The sequence below is a fragment of the Mesorhizobium sp. WSM4828 genome, from assembly GCF_055811175.1.
The window spans coordinates 56,305-77,703 of record NZ_JBVVQK010000028.1 but is presented as its reverse complement, the minus strand read 5'-3'; the positions used below and the strand labels follow the sequence as shown (position 1 = coordinate 77,703).

General features: G+C 60.1%; 13 protein-coding genes and 1 tRNA gene. 5 read left to right on the top strand and 9 right to left on the bottom strand.

The window, feature by feature from the left end:
* Positions 1-413: 413 nt before the first annotated feature.
* Together AC0L2X_RS26055 and AC0L2X_RS26050 are read left to right on the top strand one after the other, a co-directional pair.
* Entirely contained in the window at positions 414-1,199 is a 786-nt protein-coding gene (locus AC0L2X_RS26055; RefSeq protein ID WP_473600595.1) for a toll/interleukin-1 receptor domain-containing protein, read from the top strand.
* Between the two features lie 246 nt (positions 1,200-1,445).
* On the top strand, positions 1,446-5,867 hold the full coding sequence (locus AC0L2X_RS26050; protein ID WP_473600594.1) for a toll/interleukin-1 receptor domain-containing protein: 4,422 nt from the start codon (positions 1,446-1,448) through the stop codon (positions 5,865-5,867).
* A 754-nt stretch (positions 5,868-6,621) separates the two neighbouring features.
* Here AC0L2X_RS26050 and AC0L2X_RS26045 read toward each other — a convergent pair.
* On the bottom strand, positions 6,622-10,947 hold the full coding sequence (locus AC0L2X_RS26045; protein ID WP_473600593.1) for a TIR domain-containing protein: 4,326 nt from the start codon (positions 10,945-10,947) through the stop codon (positions 6,622-6,624).
* 560 nt (positions 10,948-11,507) lie between these two features.
* On the opposite strand from AC0L2X_RS26045, the gene AC0L2X_RS26040 reads away from it, so the two are divergent.
* Positions 11,508-11,592 (top strand) — tRNA-Leu (locus tag AC0L2X_RS26040).
* Positions 11,593-11,802: 210 nt separating this feature from the next.
* Here AC0L2X_RS26040 and AC0L2X_RS26035 read toward each other — a convergent pair.
* The 8 genes from AC0L2X_RS26035 to AC0L2X_RS26000 all read right to left on the bottom strand — a co-directional run bounded on the left by AC0L2X_RS26035 (position 11,803) and on the right by AC0L2X_RS26000 (position 18,430).
* Entirely contained in the window at positions 11,803-12,495 is a 693-nt protein-coding gene (locus AC0L2X_RS26035) for an amino acid ABC transporter permease (RefSeq protein WP_473600592.1), read from the bottom strand.
* A 17-nt stretch (positions 12,496-12,512) separates the two neighbouring features.
* Positions 12,513-13,229 (bottom strand): amino acid ABC transporter permease, encoded by a 717-nt coding sequence (locus AC0L2X_RS26030; RefSeq protein WP_352670097.1) that lies wholly within the window; start codon positions 13,227-13,229, stop codon positions 12,513-12,515.
* A 66-nt stretch (positions 13,230-13,295) separates the two neighbouring features.
* The gene (locus AC0L2X_RS26025) at positions 13,296-14,123 is read right to left on the bottom strand and encodes a transporter substrate-binding domain-containing protein (protein ID WP_352670094.1); all 828 of its coding nucleotides are present in this window, start codon (positions 14,121-14,123) and stop codon (positions 13,296-13,298) included.
* Between the two features lie 32 nt (positions 14,124-14,155).
* Positions 14,156-14,896 carry an amino acid ABC transporter ATP-binding protein gene (locus AC0L2X_RS26020; RefSeq protein WP_473600591.1) on the bottom strand — a complete coding sequence of 247 codons (741 nt, stop codon included), beginning with the start codon at positions 14,894-14,896 and terminating at the stop codon, positions 14,156-14,158.
* A 57-nt stretch (positions 14,897-14,953) separates the two neighbouring features.
* Positions 14,954-15,517: a peroxidase-related enzyme gene (locus AC0L2X_RS26015; RefSeq protein ID WP_352670092.1), complete on the bottom strand. Its 564-nt coding sequence runs from the start codon at positions 15,515-15,517 to the stop codon at positions 14,954-14,956.
* Positions 15,514-15,996 carry a CMD domain-containing protein gene (locus tag AC0L2X_RS26010; RefSeq protein WP_352864518.1) on the bottom strand — a complete coding sequence of 161 codons (483 nt, stop codon included), beginning with the start codon at positions 15,994-15,996 and terminating at the stop codon, positions 15,514-15,516. The genes AC0L2X_RS26015 and AC0L2X_RS26010 overlap by 4 nt, the downstream gene beginning before the upstream one ends.
* Positions 15,993-17,462, bottom strand: coding sequence for an NAD(P)-binding domain-containing protein (locus AC0L2X_RS26005; RefSeq protein WP_473600590.1), 1,470 nt, complete (start codon positions 17,460-17,462; stop codon positions 15,993-15,995). The genes AC0L2X_RS26010 and AC0L2X_RS26005 overlap by 4 nt, the downstream gene beginning before the upstream one ends.
* Positions 17,459-18,430 carry a LysR family transcriptional regulator gene (locus tag AC0L2X_RS26000; protein ID WP_473600589.1) on the bottom strand — a complete coding sequence of 324 codons (972 nt, stop codon included), beginning with the start codon at positions 18,428-18,430 and terminating at the stop codon, positions 17,459-17,461. The genes AC0L2X_RS26005 and AC0L2X_RS26000 overlap by 4 nt, the downstream gene beginning before the upstream one ends.
* Positions 18,431-18,672: 242 nt before the next feature.
* Here AC0L2X_RS26000 and AC0L2X_RS25995 point away from each other — a divergent pair, with 242 nt between their 5' ends.
* Both AC0L2X_RS25995 and AC0L2X_RS25990 read left to right on the top strand, forming a co-directional pair.
* Positions 18,673-19,743, top strand: a complete 1,071-nt coding sequence (locus AC0L2X_RS25995) for an NAD/NADP octopine/nopaline dehydrogenase family protein (RefSeq protein ID WP_473600588.1) — start codon at positions 18,673-18,675, stop codon at positions 19,741-19,743.
* A gap of 400 nt (positions 19,744-20,143) precedes the next feature.
* Positions 20,144-21,376 (top strand): MFS transporter, encoded by a 1,233-nt coding sequence (locus AC0L2X_RS25990; RefSeq protein ID WP_473600587.1) that lies wholly within the window; start codon positions 20,144-20,146, stop codon positions 21,374-21,376.
* Positions 21,377-21,399 lie beyond the last annotated feature (23 nt).

Below are 21,399 nucleotides of genomic sequence, written 5' to 3'. Positions count from 1 at the left end.
TCGTAAGGACGACCTTAAGAGCGCAGCCTCGCTACCGTGCCATCTTCTCGCAAGGCGGCCTTCGCCGGAGGCGTACGCTTTGGCCGACAAGGCTCGTTTGAGCATAAGCAATAGCCTTACCCCTGGGATCGTAGAAGAAATTCTGAATGCGGAAACGATGGATATTGGTTGCAGGAACAGGGCGGGAGGCAGGGCTTGCCCGCGAGACGGTTTGGCTGGCTGAGGCAGTAGGCACTTCTCTTGCCAGGGATGGGTTTGGTTTGGTGGTTGGAGGTTGGCATGGCGTGGACTACCTCGCCGCCCAGTCTTTCGAGAGAACGCTAGCCACTGAACAACCGCGGACACCACTGTCCGACTTGCTTCTTCAAGTTGTTCCGCGTGGCACTCGGCCAGTGTTTGAGGGAGGACATGTAGTGCCGGTCGATCTGGGACCTTCAGAATGGGTGGAAGCTCTCCGTTTCGCCGATGCGGTGGTTCTAATCGGTGGGGTCGGTGGCACCTATCGAACTTATGCTCACGCCATGCAGGAACGGCGCGCAGTGTTCCCGATAGCTGCATCGGGAGGAGATGCACAAGAAGTATTCATGGAGATGGGCCAGCGCTGGCACGCCGGAGGAGTTTGGGGGGTCTCGCACTCCAGTTTCGATACCATATTGGGTCGGCAAATTGCGTCGGAAGAATCGTCGCGCCAGTTGGCGGCAGATTTGATGGTGCTGGTCGCCGATCACCTTGCTTCGCGAGATGCAGAGAGCAATCGTGACAAGCTATTTGTCTCTTATGCGCGCCTGGATCGTGAGTGGTTGACAACAATTAAAGCGCGGCTTGGATCGCTTCCAGAGCCAGTCTTCACAGTGTGGGATGACAGCGCGATTCCGATCGGCGCCAGCTTCGAACGGGAGATTCAGCGCGCCATGACAGCTTCCAAGGCCGCCCTGCTTTTGGTGACGCCGGCGTTCCTATCCTCATCGTTCATTTTGGAGCGGGAACTGCCGTTTCTGCTGAGGTCTCACGAGAGTGATCTCATTCGTATCTTTTGGGTTCACGTTCGCAAATCGCCCTATGAGACAACTGCACTTGGAAGGATCCAGGCGGCTCATGACCCCAAGCGGCCTCTTGAAGAAATGTCAGCCTCTGAACAGCAGGAGACCCTTGCGCAGATATCGTTGGAAGTTGCTCGCTTCGTGAGAGAACATACCTGACCACAGCTTCGCCTGTACTCGAAACCGAATGAGTTCAAACGAAATTTCTTTCTCGCGATCACATTGCGATAGGTGGTACGCATGAAGCTTCTCGGACCGACTTCAGAGTCCGGTCCAAGACTGGTGAAGCGCTGTGGATCAACCAGAAGACCGTCATGAAACAGAAGGGGCGGGCATCGCCACCGATCTGCCGGCTCGCCCGAAGGGAATGCCGGGACTAAACAATTAGATTCCAGGAGCACTACATTGAGTCTCCTATTCCTGAGCCATAGCAGTCGCGACGATGTGATCGCGGGCGCGCTCCGGGACTGGCTGCGCGGCGAAGGTCACGAGGCCGTCTTCGTCGATCACCACTCCCTCGATGGTATTGTCGGCGGGGAAGCTTGGGAGGAACGCCTCTACACAGAGCTGCGCCGCTGCCGGGCGCTGATTGCGCTCATCAGCCCCGACTGGCTTGATTCGTCGTGGTGCGTTGCCGAAGCCAGCCACGCACAGGCGCTGCGCAAGGCGGTCATCCCGCTGCGCATTGCTGATGTCGAGCGGGAGGTTTACGCGCACAGGGCACCACCCGTTTTAAGTCGTGTGCAGGCCATCGACTGGCGGAACGGAGAGGAGGCGCGTGGACGTCTTCGTGAAACCCTCGTCCGCGCCGGGCTCGATCCTAAGGACCTGTTCGTCTTGAAGGATGATCGCGCACCCTACCCGGGCCTTGCCGCCTTTGATCGGGCTGACGCTTCGATCTACTTTGGGCGCGAGCAGGAGATCACCGAACTCCTCGCGATCCTCAATGGCTGCCGCGCTCCTGGACGAGCCCGCCTTGCTATCGTGCAGGGCGCGTCCGGCACGGGCAAGTCTTCACTGGTGCGCGCTGGAGTGCTGCCCCGACTGGATCGCGATCCCGAGCACTGGCTCATCGTGCCTCCCTTCCGCCCACTCCGTCAGCCTCTTTGCGAACTAGTCGACGCACTTCGGATTGCGGCCGGCGGTGCTCTCCCCGGACCACTTCCGGGAAACTCAACCCTTTTAGGGGATCACGCCGCTTGGGCTCGACGGATCGTTGCTGCGGTAGCAGAGCTGCGCCTGCGAAGGGGCCTTCAGGGCGCAACCGTGCTGCTGACCATCGATCAGCTTGAGGAGGCAATCGGCCCTGCGGAGGGCGACCTCTTTTTACTAGCTCTTCGCGATGCGCTTGCGAGCACCGACCACCGGTTAGTTTGCCTAGCGACGCTACGCGCCGACTTCAGCGGTACCCTGCAGCGCCACGCGGCTCTGCGTGAGCCAACGCCACAAGGGGAGCTCTTGCGCACCCAGACCTACCAACTTGGCCCGTTATCGCGTCAAGCTTTCCACCGGGTCATAGAAGAGCCGGCACGGCTGGTCGGCCTTGAAATCCGGGCTGGGCTAACCTCCCGAATAGTTGATGAGGCGAAGACCGATGATGCTCTGCCGCTGCTCGCCTTTGTTCTGCGAGAGATGTGGGACAGGTACGGCAAGGCCGAACTCACCTTCACCAATGCGGACTACGACGCGTTCGGTGGGCTGGAGAAGGTTGTGGGCTCTCGGGCTGAGCAGATCTTTGATGAGCTGTCGCCATCCGAACAAGAGATCGAGGCGTTCCGGTCGACGCTCCTGTTCGGCATGGCCGACCTGTCGGGTGACGGGCGGATTTTGCGCCGACCGATGCCACTCGCTGACGTGCCTGTGGAAGCCCAGCGCATAGTCGATGCGTTTACGCAGGCGCGCCTGCTATCGATGGGCACCGAGTTTGTCGAGGTCACGCACGAGGCGCTATTTCGCAGGTGGGACAGACTGGTTGCATGGATTAGGTCCGAGATGGACGACCTGCGGGCGCGACAGCGTGTTGAGAGTTCGAGTCGCGCTTGGCAAGACGAAGTGGAAGACAAGCCCTCACGCCTGCTGTCGCGGGGACAACCGCTGGCGGAAGCCGAGGATCTCTTGCATCGAAGGCGCTGGACACTTGGCCCACAGGTAGTGAGCTACATCGAGGCGTCTTTGAGACTTGAGAATTCCAGGCAGGAGGCAAACCGCTTAGCGCAGGAGCGGGAATTAGTTGAGGCAAAAAAGAGAGCTAAACATGCCCGACAGATAGCGCGCCGGTTCCAATTTGCGGCGGCATCGATTGCGCTTCTGGCTGTTCTTGCGGCGCTTTTTGGCTGGCGAGCGTTTGATGCGGAACAGACCGCTTTACTCGAGCGTGATGCCGCCACGGCCGATTCAATCTGGGCGCAGCTCGATCCTGACGGATTGATAAAAAGCCATGAGGTCGCCGCACTTTGGGAACTCACCGAGCACGCCGCAGATGCGCCGAACGTGGTAGAGATGTTTTGGTCTAAGCTACCTAACGATCCTGCTCGCATCGCGAAGCTGGGAGGGCAACCTGGCGAACTTGCTCGAACGGCCGGCTTTCAGACGGAGCGCGTTGATACTGCTGTGCGCTTTATTCTCCAGGCTATGGCCGGCAGCAGCGATCCTAACGAGCTCGTCACTCTAGCCCAGACTCTCGCGGGCTTGCCCGTTGTTCTCACCTCCGATCAAGCCGGCTCTGCCGCTGAGCGTGTCATCCAAAGCATGCCCAATGTCACTGATGAAGAGCAGCGAGAGGCTTTGGCGGAAGCGTTCTCAGTATTTGCCTCTAAGCTCCAGCCGGACCAGGCCGGCGCATTTGCCGAACGTATCCTTCAGGCTATCTCAAGCAGCAGCGAAACCTATGAACTCGATGTTCTGGTGCTCATGCTTTCGGCGCTTGCTCCCAAGCTCCAACCGGGGCAGGCCGGGGCTGCTGTTGAGCAGATCCTCCAATCGATCCCAAACAGTACAGATGACTACCAGCTCAGCGCTCTAGTACTGGTGCTTGCAAGTCTTCCCACTGAACTAACACCCCAACAGATTGACGCTGCTGCCGAGCGCATCCTTAAGGCCATTTCCATCACCTCTCATCCCCGAGTTCTCGAGCGTCTGGCGCAGGCCCTCATGGCGTTAGTTCCTAGGCTCCAGCCACAGCAGGCCGCCGCTGCCGCCGAAATCATTCTTCAGACCATCCCAAAAAGCATCGACTCTGAACAACTCCGCGGTCTGACAGAGACTCTCTCTGCGCTTACCCTCAAGCTCCAACCACAGCAGGCGGCCGCTGCCGCCGAACCGATCCTCCAAGCAATGTTGGCTAGTAGTACTAATCAGGAACAGTTCAGCGCGTCCGTACAGGCACTTTCAACTCTTTCTCCCTTATTAGGACCGCAGCAGGCGAGCAACGTTGGAGAGCGCATCCTTCGGGCAATCTCGAACAGCACCGATTCTTTCCATCTCAGCGGTCTAGTGCTCGCGCTTACAGCGCTCCCCATCGAGCCCCCGCCTGAGCAGGCCAGCGCTGCCGCCGAACGTCTCCTCCTGGTCCTTCTTGCCATGACCGATTCAGACCGATCAAGCGAACCCCTACAGGCTCTCGTAGCGCTTGCTCCCAGGCTCCAGCCAGAGCAGGCCGCCGCTGCCGCTGAGCGAATGGTGGTCCAAACGACGCCCAGCAAGTCTCGTCCCGACATGCTTTACCGTCTGGCACATGTTCTGGCTGCGCTTGCTCCCAAGCTCGCGCCGGCGCAGGCCGGCGCTGCCGCCGAGCACATCATCCAGGGAATGACCAGTAGCACTGGACTCCATGAGCTCGGCGCTATGCGGCAGGCATTCGCGGCGCTTGTTCCCAAGCTTGGGTCGCAGCAGGCCGATGCTATTGCCGAGCGCATCCTGCAGGCCATCCCAAAATCGGCCGATTCAAACCAGTTCAGCTGTCTGGCACAAGCACTCGCGTCCCTTGCTCCCAAGCTCCAACCGGGGCAGGCCAACGCTGCGGCGCGCATTTTGCAAGTTATCTCAAACCGTACCGATCCTCATGAGCTCAGCGATCTTGTGCTGGCGCTTGTAGCGCTCCCCGTCGAGCTCACGTCCGATCAGACTGGCGCTGCTGCTGAGAGCCTCCTTCAGGCCATCTCGAAGATACTCAAAGATACACCGAACGGTGTAAACTCCCATAACGCCGCGAAGTTTGGAGCTCTAATTCAAGCGCTTGTAGCGCTTCCTGTCGAGCTTACATCCGACCAGGCCGACGCCGTCGCGCAGCAACTCCTCCAAGCCATTCCTAACCGCGACGATACATTTTTTAATTACAACGATATGTCGGAGACGTTCGTGACGCTGACTTCCAATCTCGCGCGGGAACAGGGTAGCGTTGTCGCTGGGCGCATCCTCGCAGTCATGGCCAGTAGCACCGACTCGCAACAGGTCAGCACTTTGGCGAAGGCTGTCGCCCCGCTGCTCGCGCAATTAGGTCTAGAAAAGCGGGCGGAAGCGTTTTCGCTCGCGCGCACCCGGCTAGCCGAAATAGCCGATGAGGAAGTGAACCCAGCTTGGGCGAGTGTCATAGATCAGCTCTTGCGGTTAGAGCCACAGGGCGAGCGAATTAGGCAGGTTGTCAATATCGTAAAGTTCCCAACTTCTGCCGGAGAATCAACGAGGATCCTGCTTTCCGGCCTCCGCGAAGCAGGCCTCCGCGAAGGAGCCGATCTCATGGCCGTTGCTGACTGGATTGGACAGCGCTTTCCTGAAATTGACTTGGACAGTCCTCCCGTCCGCCCGGGCCCTCTGCCAATACCCAAGTAAAGAGCGTCGCCGGTAAGCTTGGCCTTATTTGATTGATTCTGGGTCTCGCGTACCACGATCCACAGCAAGAAGGGGTGCGAGGGCCGAGATAGCGAGACGATAATCTTTGGGCAGGACTGCACCTCAAGCCGGTCATAGAAAACGGCATTGCCGCCCTCCGAAACCGGACGTTGCGTATCAATCGGATTGCATTCTCGGACCTTTCCACCTTTCCGACAATCGCGGATAGTGGAAGGCGAGGGGCCGGCGCCGTCAGCAGTTTAGTTCCATTACGCTGCGAGATCAGCTCTTGCGCGCTCACGAATAGGTAAATTAACCGGACGGCATTATTGTTCCTTCGACTTGAGTTGCGTCTAACGACGTGTTGCGCGGAGGAATTCTCCAAGGGTCTAGAAGGCATCTGCCTCCTCATAAGAAAAGGCCTCAGCCACTTCGTCAGGCAGGGAACTTCGGAACTTGTGAATGACCTTGCCAAAGTGCCAAAGTGCCTGCGGCGGTTATCATCTGAAAGTAGCCCGGCACTCTTGTCCAGATCTTTGATGATGTCCAATTTGGAAGAAGTTAGGCCGTTTACGCCACGTCGCCGACAACCTTGTCCATCTCGTCGGCCAACGCCTCAGACATGTCTGCATCACCCAAGTCGAACGCTGCTGTTAGCAAAGTAGGCGCGGAGCGGCGTAATTCGCGAGCTTTTCCCGCTCAGAGACGGCGCGGGTGTCGGCAGGATCGCTGTCATTGGGATATTCCAGGGCGTTCAGGTGCCGGCGGCAATTAGTTCTATCAAATGGGGCCTGCCGACCCCGGCGGCCGCCGCGATAAGCTGACCGCTTCCAGCAATTGCCACAGATCTGACCTCCGATGGCAGCCGCAGTCGGGCGATCTCAACACCCGTCGCCACATCCCAGAGCCGAACCGTCCGATCATCAGACCCAGTAACGAGGCGGGACCCATTTGGGGAGAAGGCCACGCTAGCGACTTCTCCCCCGTGGCCTTCGAGACAGATGGCCTCGCCTCCTGTTGCCATGTCCCAAATCCGCGCCGTCTTGTCCCAGGACCCGGTGGCGAGGCGCGTTCCGTCCGGGGAGAAGGCGATACTTGCGACCGGACCCTTGTGGCCTTCAAGCCTTAGGTTGACCGCCCCGTTCGCGACAATCCCTATCCCTCGTTCAATTATTTCACTGGTCGCCAGATTCCAAATCCGCGCCGTTCCGCTCCAATCTCTGATAGTGAGGTATCTGCCATCAGAGGAGAAGGCGACGCTTCTGACTCCGTCCACGTGGCCTTCGAGTCGGGCGATTTCCGCGCCTGTAGCCACATCCCAAACCCGTGCCGTCTGGTCGTCGGACCCAGTGGCGAGACGGGCGCAATCTGAGGAGAAGGCCACGCTGGTGATCTCCCCCATATGACCTTCGAGCCGGATGGTTTCCGCGCCCGACGCCAGATCCCAAATCCGCGCAGTCCCGCCCCGAGACGCAGTGGCTAGACACGTTCCGCTCGGCGAAAAAGCCACGGTCTTCACCCAACTGCGGTGCCCACGTAACAGGGCGATTTCCGCGCCTGTGGCCACATCCCAGACCCGCGCCGTCTGGTCATCGGAGCCAGTGGCGAGGCGCGTCCCGTCCGAGGAGAAGGCCACGCTAGCGACCCCGGCCCCATGGCCTTCGAGCAAGCTCTCTGCCCCTGTTGCAACCTCCCAAAGCCGCACAGTCGCACCGGACCACCTGGCGACGTGTGCCCCATTCGGGGATACCTCCCGGAAGCTGTCATAGGCTTTAAACCCTGATCCACTCGCCAGGTCCCAGATCTGCGTCGTTCCGTCGCTGAACCCGGTAGCGACGAGAGCCCCGTCCGGAGACAACGCGACGCTGAGGGGTGTGACGCTAGGACCGGCGAACCGGGCTATCTCCGCACCCGTGGCTACCCTCCAGATCCGCGCCCCGTAGCCGTAGGACGTTGTGGCTAGGCGCGTACCATCTGGGTGAAAGGCTACGCTCGGGACCTCACCTCCCTGCCTTTCGAGCCGTGCGATCTCCGAACCCGTCGCCACCTCCCAGACCCTTGCGGTCCGGTCGTCGGACGCGGTGGCAAGGCGCGTTCCGTCCGGGGAGAAGGCCACAGCCCTTACCCAGTCGTCATGGCCTTCGAATCGGCCTACCTCTTTCTGCGATGTCACATCCCAGAGCCGCGCCGTCCCGTCATAAGACCCTGTAGCAAGACTTAACCCGTCCGGCGAGAAAGTTACGCTTGTCAGCAAGCCTCGATTGCCTTCAAGCTGGGCGACCCGCGCGCCCGCCGCAGAGTCCCAGAGCCGCACCGTCCGGTCGTCTGAGCCGGTGGCCAGGCGACTTCCGTCTGGGGAGAAGGCGATACACCTGACGCCGCCCCCGTGGCCTTCGAGCCGGATCGCTTCCGAGCCCGTCAGAGCGTTCCAGAGCCGCGCGGTCCCGTCATGGGAGCCACTCGCGAGGAGGGTTCCCTGGGGGCAGAAGGCTACGCTAGAGACGCCGTAGCCATGGCCTTCGAGGCGTATGATCTCAGCACCCGATTCCACGTCCCAGACCCGCGCCGTCTTGTCCCAGGACCCTGTCGCAAGGCGAGCTCCGTCCAAAGAGAAGGTGACGCTTACAACTCCGGCTGCATGGCCTTCGAGTCGGGTAATCTCTACCCCGGTCGCCGCATCCCAGACCCGCGCCGTGTCGTCAATCGACCCACTAGCGAGCCGCGTCCCGTCCGGTGAAAAGACCACGCTGCAAACTAAGCCCCCATGGCCTTCGAGTCGCTGGACCTCCGCACCAGTTCCCACGTCCCAGATCCGCGCCGTCTTGTCCCAGGAACTGGTGGCAAGGCGCGTCCCGTCACCAGAAAAGGCGACGCTCCAGACGGGGGCCCGATGGCCTTCGAGCCGTAGAATCTCCGCACCCGTTCTCACGTCCCAGATCCGCGCCGTGTTGTCCAAGGAGCCGGTGGCGAGGTGCGTCCCGTCGTCGGAAAAGGCGATGGTCCGACGCCCCTCGAACCGAGCGATCTCCCTTCCTCTCGCGACGTCCCAAAGCCATGCCATTGTATCCTCGAACGCTGTGGCTAGGTGCTTCCCGTCCGGGGAGAAGGCGATACTGGCCACACGAGACTCGGTTCGAAGGCGTATGAGCTCGGCTGGAGAGTCGTCTGGAGAGTCGGTTGTTGGGATCGGAACTAGCGCGGGCACCCGCAGGTCCCGGCGCCATGCCTTAAGAGCTAGACTGGTTCCCGGCGCTTTCGCTACGTTACCTAGAAGCTGTGGAATGACCTGATCAGGACCGTCGATCGCGAGATCCTGCCCAACAACGGCAAGCAAGCGGCCCACACCTCGGGACACTTCACCGCGCCCTAACTCGGCGTAAGTGCTGACGAGGCCGGTCGCCCCCTCGCCCGCGGCAATACCGGCTGCCAGCCGGGCTTCTATCCAGTTGGCATCGGAGAGGAGTGCTTCAAGCCTCGCGTCTTCTCCCGCGCCCGCGAGATGTATCGGAAGATGCTCCAGTGCGTAGGGAACAGCCTTGAGGCCGCGCCAGTCCCCGGCGGCTAGGTCCCCTATGACGTCAGCGACTTCGCTATCAAGCAAGCGGAGCCGGTGCGCTCCCAGCCGCTCGCGCAGACGGGTGCGCACGACGTCGTGCAATCTGAACACACCACGTGCAGAATCGTAGCGCTCAACGAACGAAAGGTCCCGGAGCCGTAGGAGGAGGTCCTCGCCGTCAAACGCGGCGAGGCCACCAGTCCGCTGCCACAGGCGAAACACCAGCGGCACCGGGATGTCCTGATCCTCTGCAAACACACCGAACTCCTCGAGTCGTGTGGTCGCCTCGGTGCCTTCGCGAGATTCCAGCGCCTCAATGCTCAAGTCGAGGGACGCCGCAGCCGCCGCATTGCGTTCGTCAGGATTGCGCGCATCGAACGCGCCGATCCCCTTTGCCGCCCACGCCTCCTCAATTGCGGCCAGAGCCTTGTCGAGCGGATGCCCTGCCTCAACCCGGCGCGCGATGCGACCTTGCGCGAGCCGCAGCAACAGCGGCCACTCTCCGAATGCAGCGGCGAGGCGACCCAGCCGGTCGCGCATGGACACTGCGATCGCTGCTGGTTCGAGGCCGTGAGCCAGCATCGCCATGGCCTCGCCAGACTTCATCGCATCCACAGGCACCATAGTCATCCGGCCGCGCCCCCGGGGGAGGACTGCAGCGTCGCGAGTGGTCACGAGCCGGGCGCAGAGCTCCCCCCCAACGAGGAATGGCGCAAGATCGCGTTGGCGCCAGACGTCATCGACAACGATTAGGCAGTGGCGTTGCTCGAGCGCCTCTCGCCAGCGAGCAACCGCCAGATCCGGGTCGGTCTCGAGAGGCGCGGCGGGGTTGAGCGCGCGCGTGAGCGTGTTGAGCCGGCCGGTGACGTCACCTGGCGACTCGCCGAGCGTGGTCCAGAGGACGCCGTGGAAGAACGCCTCGCCGATGTCGTCGTCGTGAGCGAGCCTGGCAGCGAGCGATGTCTTGCCGTAGCCGCCGGCACCCCGCAGCGCCGCGGTGATCGCCACCGCGTCACCCTTTCCGTCGATAAGAGCGCGCTTCACACGCTCGTACTCCTCGGGGCGATCGACAAAGCCTGGCGGAGGCTCCGGCGCAAGGAAGGGTACGCGCGGCTGACCGCCCGCCCCCTCGAGAATGCGGATCAACTGACGCCATTGCTCGTCGACGTCTGGGTCGAGCGCATGAACTCGGGCAAGGGCACGCGGCAACCTCACGAAATCTGGTCTGTTGCTCGCGTCGACCACCGGCGTAACCCTAACGCCCTCCTGACGGGCGAGCCGCCACTCGCGGCGAACAATCTCCGACTCGACGGCCATTGGACTTAAGACTAGGACGAGGTGCTCCACCTCGGGCCGGCGGAGAAACCCCGCGATTTGCTCCCACCAGTCATTCCCCCCTTCCATATCGGCCAAGTCCTGCCAGACCGCCACGCCAGCCTCGCGAATACGGTCGTGCAATCTCCGGGCAAAGGCGTGACCGTCTGACCGTGCATAGCTTACAAAGATCCGGGGCGAATCCGTCATTGTCTAGGTCGCTAGAAGGGGTCGGGCCAAGCAGCAAGCGTAGAATATCGAAGGTTATATTGAATCCACCCCAACGGGCAACCAAAGGCACTGCGGGCAGACAGTTCGGGCACATAGTTTACCTGGTCATAAAGGGACCTATGCGTTCCAAGATGGCTTCGCATCGCCCAATTGAGCGATTGAACCGCATCAAAACACACAATGATCCTGGAGTGGGTGCCGTCGACTTTCTGATGGACGTCACCTGAAACTGGACCGTCTCCTTTCGTGAAGAGTTTCGGGCGCCTGCAGGCGTACGAAAGTTCCCGAGGAAGGAACCCGCGGGCCACGGGCGATGGCAAGCGCGACCTTTAGTTATGCTGAGCGGACGAGGGTCGAACCAGGAGTCGGTGCCAAATGCCCAGGTTTGATCATACGGCTCGTGAGCGAATTACACGCACGAATTTCGCTGGGAAATCACTCTGGACTTCATGGAATACCTTGTGGCACATACGCGGCCTAGGAGCCACACAGGAGTCGCGGAGTCTCGCAAACACCGCGAACGGACTTGGTGGTTGCATGCGGGTGTGGTGGAATTGGTAGACGCGCTGGATTCAAAATCCAGTTCCGAAAGGAGTGTCGGTTCGAGCCCGACCACCCGCACCATCTTCTCAAATCTCGTTGCTAGGGTTGTGGCGGAGGCTGGCTGCCTTGGCTCCATTCCTAATGCGGATCTAAAACCCGCAGGCGGAGTTTCAAATCACCGGTACATACATCGGCTACTTGGGCTTCTCCGCAAGCTTTTCATACCCAAAAGAATTGCCTCCCAGGTGCGGCTCGATATCCGAAGGTTGGCCATCCTATCCCACATGCGCCTCACGTCCGCACCCTAAGCGCCCGTTCCAGCCGGTCGGCAATCTGGGTGACGATATAGGCAATCACCATGTAGATCACGACGGCAATCACGAACGCTTCGAGGTAATAGTAATTCAGCGCCGCGGTTAATTGGGACTGGGCGAAGATATCGACAACCTCGATGGCGAACCCGAGGGAAAGCGCCTTCATGATGACCATCATCGAGGTTGTCAGGTCGGGGATTGCCGTCAGGGCCACCTGGGGAAAGAGGATCCGTCGGAACAGTTGGCGGCCCGTATAGCCCAGCGAATGGGCGGCATCCGACTGACCAGTGTCGAATGCGTTCAGGGCTCCCTTGATAATCTCCGATTGGAACGCGGCGACACAGCCGGTAATCGCAACGACAAGGATGACCCAATTGGGGGTTTCGTGGGCGTTGAAGTTGATCCCCAGCAACGAGAACAGGAACTGGAATGCGGGCGGCAGACCGAAATAGGCGAGGAAAATCACGATGACCATCGGAACGCCCTTGAAGACGATCTTGTAAGTCATGATGAGCTCTCGCAGCACCGGCAACCGTCTGTATTCGATGAGCGCGAATATGCTGCCGACTATCGTCGACAGGACGAAAATCAAGAGCGCCATTCCAACGGTCACGGGTACGGCGCCCAGAATTTCCTGCGTATCTTGGAGCAAAATATCGGTATCAAACATGATCGAATACCCTTACGTCAGACGCTGGCGATGAGCTCGTTCTTGATCGGAGTCGTTGTCGTCGCCTCTGGCGCCTGCATCGGTGAGCGAAGCTCGAAGAAGCGCACGATGAGCCACGCGACCAGGCACATCAGCGAATAGATGACCGCCAGGACGAGGTAGGTTTCGAACTGGTACTGGTTATAGTCGCGCTCCATGATCAAATGCGCAGTCGCCATGACGTCGGCCGCGCCGATATACATGACCAGCGCAACGTTATGGATCAGGTAGATGATGGAGTTCCCGTAGCCCGGCAGTGCGAAGTGCACCGCTTGCGGGCCGACGACGCGGGTGATCTTCTGTCGGAAGGTGTATCCCAGACTGTCGGCCGCGTCATGCTGGCCGCGATCGACGGCCAGGTATGCAGGCCGCATGACTTCTGACAGATAGCCGCCGTGGTAGAGGCTCAACCCCACCATGGCAGCGATCGTCGCCGAGATAAAATCTTTGGCGCCGAATAGGATCACCAACAGGGGAAGCCCGTAAAACGCGACGAACAACTGGAGAACGACAGGAACACTGCGGGCATAGGACACGTAGAGGTCCACCAGGTGACTGATCACCGGCACCCTGCGAACCCGGAGGGTTGTCGCAATGAGAGCCAGGCAGAACCCGGTAATGAGGGCCGTAAACGTGATGGCGAGCGTCAGCGGCAGTGCCGAGAGCAACTCGGGGATCATAGCAGAAACATCCACTTGAAACGCTCCTTCTTGCAATTCAGTCTTGCCGCTGACTAGCGAATATGGTCGTTGATGGCCGTGCTATTTCATGTACTGGACGATGCCCTCGCCGAACCACTTCTGCGAGAGCTTTTCGATCGTGCCGTCGTCTTTCAATTCCTTGAGAACCTTGTTCACATCGTCGGCCAGAACCTTGTTCTCGTCTGATCTGTGGATCAGCATGTAGGTGTTGTTGCTGAACACTGGTTCGGACGCCACGATATCGAGTTTCTTTTCCTCGATGACGGTCTGCTCACCTAGATTCGAGGGCAGGACGAGAGCGTCGAACTTACCGTTCTGGACTTCGTCCAGACGGTTCGGGTACGGAATACCGGCGCTCGATGCCGTGACATCGAGCTTGTATTGCGGGTTTTCTTTCTGCCAATTCATGATGAACTTGTAGGTGCCGCCGCCGGCCGTGGTCGGAACGATCCTCTTGCCGACCAGGTCTTTCATCTCCTTAATGCCGCTGTCTTTCTTGCTGTAGATCTTCATCAGGCTGGCGCCCATTGGATTTTCCGGAATCAAGAACTGCTTGGCGCGCTCGGGGGACTTGTAGTAGCCGCCGACCGCGATGTCGTACTTGCCCGTGGCCAGGCCGGTTTCCTGCGCGATGTCGGAAACACCTTCCATTTCGAACTTGTACTGAGGCAGCTTTGCATTGATCGCCCTCAGGAGATCGGGTTCATAGCCCTGTGGCTCGACGCCTATCGCGCCCCACGCCAGGGGCTTGGATTCCGCCGACGTCGCGATCTTGATCGTCCTGACCGTTTCGCCGTGGCTGATCCCCACGGTTGCAAGGGCGATTGCGATGCCGCCGGCAACAGCCAGGGCAGCGCGGCGGGACAAACTGGATGTGATTGCAGACATTTCTTAGGTTCCCTTCTTGTAGAGTTGTTGAGCTATTGAAAAGCGAGTTCCGACTGCAGGAATTGAGCAAGGCGTGGGCTGGAAGGTGCATCGAAGATCTCAGCCGGGCTGCCATCGGCGGCAACCACGCCACGATCCATGAAGACAATTCGGTTCGAGATGTTCTTTGCGAATTGCATCTCGTGGGTCACAAGCAGCGAAGTGATGCCTGACGAGGTGACATCGTTGATCACCTTCAGGACTTCACCGACGAGTTCGGGATCCAGCGATGACGTAGGCTCATCGAAGAGTATCACGTCAGGACGAACCGCCAGGGCGCGCGCGATGCCGGTGCGCTGAAGCTGACCGCCCGAAAGCTGGGAGGGATAGCTGTCTCGTTTCGGGGAGAGGCCGACCCGATCGAGTTCCCGCAGGGCGATCTCGCGCGCCTCGTCCGTGGACTTGCGCTGCACGACAACCAGGGGATCCATCACGTTCTGGAGGACCGTCATGTTCTTGAAGACGTTGAATTGCTGAAAGACCATCGCTGTCCGGAGCCGGATCGCCTGGACGGCGGCCTTGTCGGCGCGCTGGTAATCCATCCGAATCTGATCGAAGGCGATGGTTCCGGATGACGGCTTGGCCAGGTAGTTGATGCATTTCAGCAGCGTGGTCTTGCCGGTGCCGCTGGGGCCGATGATCGACACCACGTCACCTCGCTTTACCGAGAGATTGACGCCGTTCAGGACCTGCGTGCTTCCGTAAGACAGCTTTACATCTTTGAGTTCAAGCATTTCTGGTTGGTGCCCTTCACAGTGTGAGACGGAGTGCCTTGACCGCATGCGACATCATCACCCGCTCTCCGCATGGCCTAGAACGTGCATCAGCCGGTTTGCCCAGCCGAAGATCGATATGGCGTGGATCAGGTCGATGATCTCGCGGTCATCCATGCCGACTGATCGAAGCGCCGCGATATCGTCTGCCGTCGCTTCCGACGGCGCCGCCGACAGGCGGCGGGCAAAACTGTAGATTGCCGCATCGCGCGGCCCAAGCTTTTCGGGTTTGTCGAGATACAGCGCGGTGACGACTTCGTCGCTCTTGGTCAACTCTGAATGCCTGCGGGCGTGAACGACGGCACAGAATTTGCAGCCATTGACGATCGAGGCGCCCAGTGCACCAAGTTCGCGGTCAGGACGGACAAGTCCGCCTTCGACATACATGATGGCGTTGAACAGAACAGTGCGGGCAAGGTAGCTCTCTGGGTCATGCACAAGGGTGCGCACATATTCCGAAACCTTCTTCGCAGAGGGCGTAACCTTCATCGCTTCGAGCTGTTCCGGCGTGGCCTCCGATAGCTCGACCGGTGCGATGTAGGGGTGCCAATTCAATGGCTTCAGACGAACCGAGGAAATCATTTCGACCTCATCAGGCGCAAGCCTGTCGCCACCCGCGTTTGGAAGTTGACGAAGGCAATCAGTTCGGAGAGTGCGACGATCTGAGGATTGTTCAATCCAGCCTTGGCGAGGAGGGCGATATGGCTCGCTTCCGCCATTTTCGGCGTCAGCGTGATCAGGTCGACATGACGGACGATGGTTGCGAGAGGTTCATTCAAATCCGTTTCCCCCTGGGCCAGTGCCAGAAGCTGCTCAGTCGGACCAAGCTGAGCCAGCTGCACATCATATTCGGCCATCAGGACGGGATCGTCATTCAGAGCGGCCATGCGACGGGCCAGGGCAACCCTCAAATTCGGCGCCAGCCCCTGATCGTTTGCCGGCTGCAGGACGGAGAGGCGACATTCCTCCGCCCCTTGCACGAATTCGGGCCGAAACCGCCGTGCGGCGAAAAGGGCATCATCCGGTGAAAGACCGGCGGCCTTGTCCATCGCGTCGATCACAGGGCGGCCTCCTTTTGTAGCAAGGGTGTTGAATCCACCCATTCGTCGCCCAGAAGTTCGGGCGTGTCGTAAGCGATCAGATTGGCGAAGTGGGTTTCGACATCTTCGGCAAACAGCGACGCGGCAATGCCGCGGACCAGACGGTCGGCACCCGCGCTGACGGCTGGGATATCGCCGGAGACCTTGCCGTGGGTCAGCATGGCGGCGTCGTTGAAGCAGTGGATGTGCGCCAGCATCGGGCAGGAACCGGGGACACGTTCGCGAAATTCGAAGGCGGGACCAAGATCCGGTGCGTCCGACATGCCTGCACGTGCCGGCCCCATATCCGGCGTATATCGGCCATCCGACCAGATGCGGATATGTGGTGCTAGGGCTGCGAATTCCGGACGGCCTTTGAAGTCGTTTGAAAAGCCGGTTGCCGCGATCAGAAAATCGTAGCGTATTGGTCCTTGCGTGGTTTCAATCAGCAGGCCTCCCGCATCTTCCATGACCGCGACGATGCCGCAGTCGAGAAAGAACCGGGCATTGGGGTGGCGAGACACGCGAAGCGTCGATGAGCGCGGCGGCGGCGTCTGGGTCGAGGCGGTGTAGTCGAAGAACTTCCACTTCCAGGCATCGGGCAATTGATGCATGCCGAGGACAACACCCGGACTGCCGATGCCGGTCAGCTTGTTGATGCGCGGCATTTCCTTGCGCCGGATCAACATGTCCACTGAGCCGGCGCCCGCCTCGAGTGCAGTCGCGGCATTGTCCATGGAAGAGGCGCCGGCGCCGATAACCGCCACGCGCTTGCCTTTCAGCGCGTCGAAATCGATGTCGTCGGCCGAATGGGCCCAATAGGCGCGATCGATTCCTTTGAGGAAATCGGGTACGGCAAAGCCGCCGAGACCGGAGCGACCAGTGGCCAGAACGAGATGGCGGGTCAGAACCCGGCCGGTTTCCGCGCCCTCGATATCGATCGCGATCAGATCACCAACGGGTGCGACACCAGTCATGCGCACGCCGTTGCGCACCGGCAGAGCAAGAACCTTGCGGTACCAGACCAGGTAATCCATCCACTGGCCCTTGGGAATTTTGTCCAGCGACTGCCAGGCCTCGGACCCCCACTGTGCCGTGAACCAGGCGCGGAACGTCAGCCGCGGCAGCCCGAGCGACGGACCGTGAAGTGTCTTCGGTGACCGGAGCGTTTGCATGCGGGCAAACGTTACCCATGGTCCCTCGCGCCCGGCCGGAGCCGCCTCGTAGGCGACGACGTTGGTGATCCCGGTCAGCACCAGCTTTGCCATGGCAGCAAGTCCGCACATGCCGGCGCCAATCACCACGACGTCACGGACAGGCGTGCCATTGTGCGGACGCGCGGGAACCCATGGCTTGGCGGGCAGTTCGAGAAAGTCGAGATCCTGCGCAAGCTGCGCTTCCAGCGCGGCAAGACCTGTCGAGATTGGCGCGGTGGGCGTATGCTTCATATTCCCGTTCCGTGATTTGTGCCGGATGCAGGATCGGTCACCAATTGGCCGGCCAAGGCCGGATCGAGTTTCTTGAAGCCGACGATCGACCGTTCAGCCACCGCCTCGACCGCATCCATCAGCGCCTGCGCGACTGGACGAAGGGGACGGTTTGCTGCGGCCACAACACCCCAATAAAAGAGAACGGTTACGTCGATCGGGCGAATGGCGACCCCAGGCAAGGCTACGCCATAGGCGGTGAGGGGGTCGATGACAGCCGCGACACCAGTCCGGCGCACAAGCTGCAACGCGCCATAGGCAGTATTCGTCCGGATTACTGGGCCGGTGTCGATGCCCCTGGCCGCCAATGCCTTGGAGACATGCAACTGAAAACGCAGCGGATTGAGCAACGTGGCGACGCGGCGGCCGGCAAAAGCGGAAAGTGGTATGACATCAAGTTCAGCCAGCGGATCGTCCTCCCGCACGGCTGCAACATCGGGCGCCGAATAGAGCCGCAGGACATCCAGACCGGGCGTATCAAGCGGCAGGCTTGAAAACCCGATCTCGGCACGTCCGCTGCGCACTTCCTGGGCGACGATGGAGGGAAGAAACTGCCCGAGATGCGTCTCGTGCGGAAGCTCGGCACCTTGGAGCTCAGCCAGGGCCGTCGGGATCAAGCCGGTGCCGATCGCAGAGGTTGTGACAATCTGCAGGATCCTTCCCCTGCCGGCGGCGATCATCTTGGCTCGCGCCGCCAGTTCGGTGAAGGACATCAGCAGGCGTCGCGCTTCCTCCTCGAACGCCACTCCTTCCTCGGATAACTGCACCCGTCGACCGATCCGGTGCAACAATTCGAAGCCAAGCTCGGCCTCGAGATCCTGAATGGTGCGTGTCACCGCAGGCTGGGAGCGCCCGAGCATGTCAGCCGCCTTGGTGATGCTGCCGCTGGCAGCAACCGCAAGGAAGGTCTGAAGGTCGCGGGTTTCCATGCTCTCCCTTCATGTGCAATTCGTATGATTGACATCGTCTCATTCGTTTTTGATATATGTCAAGCGGAAACTAATGTTCGTTACGGCTTTGTGCATTTGGGCGGCTTTAGAGCCGGAGTCCTTGGCGGAGGCGGACAAGGACGGCAGATGCGGCTCCAACTTGCGAAGCCTCCTGATGAAAAACCTTCAGGTGAGGATGGCGAGGATTCTCGGACCAAAAAGCCTGCAACAGGAGGAATATTATGCGCGTGAGTATTCTGGGCGCCGGAGCTATTGCTTTTGGTCTTGCCGCGTATTTGGCAAAATCGGGACATTCGCCAACGCTTTGGTCACCGTCGGGACAGCGCACCAAGGCGCTGGCTGCTGGCGAATTGTTGAAAGCGACGGGGGACATCGAGGCAACGGTGCCGGTGCGCATTGCCAAGGATTGCAAAGATGCCATTGTCAACGCGGACGTGGTGGTGATTGCGCTTCCGGCGTACGCCCACAAGATGGTGATGGATGCCGCCGTTCCTCATCTGATTGACGGAATCCCGGTCATCATCAGTTCGCATAGTTCGTTCGGGGCGCTGTATCTCTCAAACCGGTTGGCGGAGCGAAAGGTCAGTTTGCCGATCGTCGTTTGGGGCACAACGCTCTTGACCGGTCGCCAGCTTGGACCAACCGAAGTCCATGTCACCACCATCCGTCAGAAGCTTGATGTCGCGACGCTGCCTTTCAGTTACCAGGATCAAGGACACGAACTTTGCACGATCTTGTTCGGCGATCGTTTCGTCAAGCGCGATGGTCTGCTCGCTATCGCGCTCAGCAACCTCAATCCGCAGAACCATCTGGGAATTGCCCTTCTCAATCTGACGCGCATGGAAAAAGCCGAGCAATGGAGCCAGGGCGGAAACATCACGCCGGCTGTTGGCCGCTTTATCGAAGCTTTGGACGCCGAACGATTGGCGATCGCTGGCCATTTTGGGATAGCAGTGCGTACCGTCCAGGAACATTTTTCATTGTCGTTCCATGTGCCCATGAGCACTGTTTCGGAGATGAACCAAGAGATGGACCGCCGTGGCCGCGGTGGCTTTGGCCCGACAACTATCGAGAGCCGCTATATCCTCGAGGATGTACCGTTCGGACTGCTGCCGACCGCCGTTCTGGGGAAGATCAGCGGAACCCCAGCGGTCCTCCACGAATCCGGAATTTCCATATTATCGGCGGCATATGGCCGCGATCTCAAGCGGGATAACGATATTCTTCCCGCGCTCGTCCTAGAGGGAATAGCGAAAGCGGATCTTGAAACTCTTTGCCGCAAGGGGTTTTGAGTGCACCGCAGTCAATGCGGCCTGATCACATTCGAGAGGGGTTGAGCGGCGCACCTCGCTACATCATCGCGTCGCATTTAACGGTGGCTCAGGGCGATGTCGCTGCCTCGAAGCAGTTTCCTGAGTGCCGCGAGATCGAATCTAGAGCAGTCCGTCGCGACGCCGCCATCTCTGGCCGAAACTCACGACCATGGCATTTCGTTCGCTGCCGCCATGCGCGTATGGGCTCGTGTGGCAATGCTCGCGGTGTTTCGTTTCAAGATCGGGATGATCCCAGTCTTGGTGGCCTGTTCGATATTGGGTGTTCTTTACGGCGTCGCCATAGGTTCGATCTAGGGTCTGCAGTCTGCCGGGCGGTATGTCAGGAGGTACGTTGACAATTCGGAGGCCGACGGAAGCGTTGCAAAAGCCGGAGCGATTTGCGCTCCTGCCTTCCGGTGCCGCCCCGACGGCTTCCTATCTGCTGGCATCCAGGGGATTGCGGGCGTTTGGCGACGGACTTGTCAGTCTTTTGCTTCCCGCCTATCTGGCGGCGGTCGGCTTCAACGCTTTCGAGATCGGGATCTTCGCCACGGCAACGCTTTCGGGATCGGCGGCACTCACGCTTGGCGTCGGGGCCATCGCGCACCGTTTCTCGCGCCGCTCGCTGCTGATCGCGGCAGCAGGCCTGATGATTCTGACCGGACTTGCCTTTGCGCTCGTCCACGACTTCTGGCCGCTGCTCGTGGTCGCGTTCGTCGGAACGTTGAACCCATCCTCCGGCGACGTGAGCGTGTTTCTGCCACTCGAGCATGCGGAACTTGCGCACAGCGTCACTGATCGCGATCGAACCGCGCTGTTTGCCCGCTACAGCGTTGTCGGCTCCCTTATTGGGGCTGCCGGCGCTCTGGCGGCCGGTGCCCCGGACCTTCTGCGACACCTTGTCGGAATGGAGATCAAACAGGCCCTTCAGCTTGCTTTCCTGCTCTATGCCTTCCTTGGGGTGGGATCGCTGCTCCTGTATCGGAGGCTGCCCGAGGCATCGATCGAAGCGGATGCTGCGCCAGCGGAGCCCTTGCGCAAGTCTCGGACCATCGTCCTCACTTTGGCCGCGCTTTTCAGTCTGGACGCATTTGCGGGCGGCCTTGTGGTTCAGTCTATGCTTGCACTATGGCTTTATCAAACCTTTGACCTGTCCCTCGCTACCACAGGCGCCATTTTCTTCTGCACGGGCCTGCTTTCAGCCGTGTCGTATCTGGTGGCGGTTCAAATCTCCAAGCGGATCGGACTGGTCAACACGATGGTGTTCACTCACCTGCCGTCGAGCTTTTGCCTGTTGCTCATTCCGTTCATGCACAGCCTCGCTCCGGTGATCGTCCTTCTGCTGATCCGGAGTGCGCTATCGCAGATGGATGTGCCGACCCGCACCTCCTACGTCATGGCAGTGGTGACGCCTGGTGAGCGTGCCGCAGCGGCGAGCGTGACAGCTGTTCCGCGCAGTCTCGCATCGGCGGCGAGTCCGATGCTCGCCGGCTCACTTCTTGCAGTTTCCGGCTTCGGCTGGCCGCTGCTCATCGCTGGAGCCCTGAAGATAGTCTATGACATTCTTCTGCTTGCGACGTTCCGCAAGATTCGGCCGCCGGAGGAACGATAGTACAGTTCCCAACGAAGTCGGAA

Coding starts and splice junctions, on each gene's coding strand:
- AC0L2X_RS26045 (WP_473600593.1), bottom strand. CDS start 10,947: ATGACGGATTCGCCCCGGATCTTTGTAAGCTATGCACGGTCAGACGGT.
- AC0L2X_RS26035 (WP_473600592.1), bottom strand. CDS start 12,495: ATGTTTGATACCGATATTTTGCTCCAAGATACGCAGGAAATTCTGGGC.
- AC0L2X_RS26025 (WP_352670094.1), bottom strand. CDS start 14,123: ATGTCTGCAATCACATCCAGTTTGTCCCGCCGCGCTGCCCTGGCTGTT.
- AC0L2X_RS26020 (WP_473600591.1), bottom strand. CDS start 14,896: ATGCTTGAACTCAAAGATGTAAAGCTGTCTTACGGAAGCACGCAGGTC.
- AC0L2X_RS26015 (WP_352670092.1), bottom strand. CDS start 15,517: ATGATTTCCTCGGTTCGTCTGAAGCCATTGAATTGGCACCCCTACATC.
- AC0L2X_RS26005 (WP_473600590.1), bottom strand. CDS start 17,462: ATGAAGCATACGCCCACCGCGCCAATCTCGACAGGTCTTGCCGCGCTG.
- AC0L2X_RS26000 (WP_473600589.1), bottom strand. CDS start 18,430: ATGGAAACCCGCGACCTTCAGACCTTCCTTGCGGTTGCTGCCAGCGGC.
- AC0L2X_RS25995 (WP_473600588.1), top strand. CDS start 18,673: ATGCGCGTGAGTATTCTGGGCGCCGGAGCTATTGCTTTTGGTCTTGCC.